Below are 1,352 nucleotides of genomic sequence, written 5' to 3' on the forward strand. Positions count from 1 at the left end.
GGCGCCTGGGTGACGCCGATCGGCCCGAACGTCGTGACCGGGAAGCCGGACGTCAGCGACATCAAGGCCCTGGCCGACAGCCTGACCTACAGCGCCGACGGCGAGACCCAGCTCAGCGGCCATGTCCGCATAGAACAGGCCGGCCGCCTGCTGGAGGCCGACAGCGGCCAGATCACCCGCAACCGCGAGTACGGCCGCTTCGACGGCAACATCCGCCTGGCCGAGCCCGGGCTGCTGCTGACCGGCGACCAGATCGTGGTCAATCTCGAGACCAGTGCCGGGCAGCTGTCCAGCAGCGAATTCGTCGCCAGCCAGATGAACGCCCACGGCCGCGCCGACCGCATCCGCCGCTACAGCGACGGCGTGACCATCCTCGACCACGGCATCTTCACCACCTGCGCCCCCGGCAAGCGCGCGTGGTCGTTCGAGGCGCGCGACATCACGCTGGATCCGAACACCGGGGTCGGCAAGATCTACAACGCCAAGCTGCGCGTGGCGGACGTGCCGGTGATCTACCTGCCCTACTTCCGCTTCCCCATCGATGACCGTCGCCAGTCCGGCATCCTGGTGCCGCGCTTCGGCAACACCAACGACGGCGGCTTCGACTTCTCGCTGCCGGTCTACCTGAACCTGGCACCGCAGCTCGACGCCACGCTCACGCCACGCCTGCTGACCAGCCGCGGCGCCATGCTCGAATCAGAGTTCCGCTACCTGAGCCGGAACTTCGGCGAAGGCACCCTGAATGCCGCCATCCTGCCCGATGACCGCCAGGCCGGCCGCGACCGCAAGAGCGCGTCGCTGAACCAGCGCGCCGACTGGGGCAACGGCTGGAGCGCGCGCACGTCGCTGAATTACGTGTCCGACAACGCCTACTTCACCGACCTCGGCACCGATCTGACACAGGCCAACAAGACACACCAGGAACGCGTCGGCGAGGTTTTCTACGACACCGACTTCTGGCACTTCACCGGACGCGTGCAGGGCTTCCAGACCATCGATCCCGGCCTGTCCGACGCCGACCACCCGTATTCGCGCCTGCCGCAGCTGCTGCTGACCACCGAGCGCTCGCGCCTGCCCGGCCTGCAGCACGGCCTGCGCGCGGAAGTCGCCAACTTCCAGCGCAACATCGACGATGGCAGCGCGCCCGAGATCAACGGCACGCGACTGCGCCTGGATCCCCAGGTGCGCTACGAGTACGCCAAGCCCTGGGGCTATGTCCGCCCCGGCGCCAAGCTCAGCTACCTCCAGTACATGCTCGACGGCCAGGGCGTGGCCGGCCGTGACGACACCCCCGGCCTGCTGGTGCCCACCGTGAGCCTCGACGCCGGCCTCTACTTCGAGCGCGCGCTGTC

General features: G+C 68.6%; 1 protein-coding gene. It reads left to right on the forward strand.

Annotated features, from left to right (window positions below; genetic code table 11):
• Positions 1 to 1,352, forward strand: a 1,352-nt coding sequence (locus C5O18_RS09605) for an LPS-assembly protein LptD (protein WP_146089338.1), incomplete at both ends; no start/stop codon positions are given.

The sequence above is a fragment of the Amnimonas aquatica genome, assembly GCF_002943415.1.
In the GTDB taxonomy this organism is placed as follows: Bacteria; Pseudomonadota; Gammaproteobacteria; order Pseudomonadales; family Moraxellaceae; genus Perlucidibaca; species Perlucidibaca aquatica_A.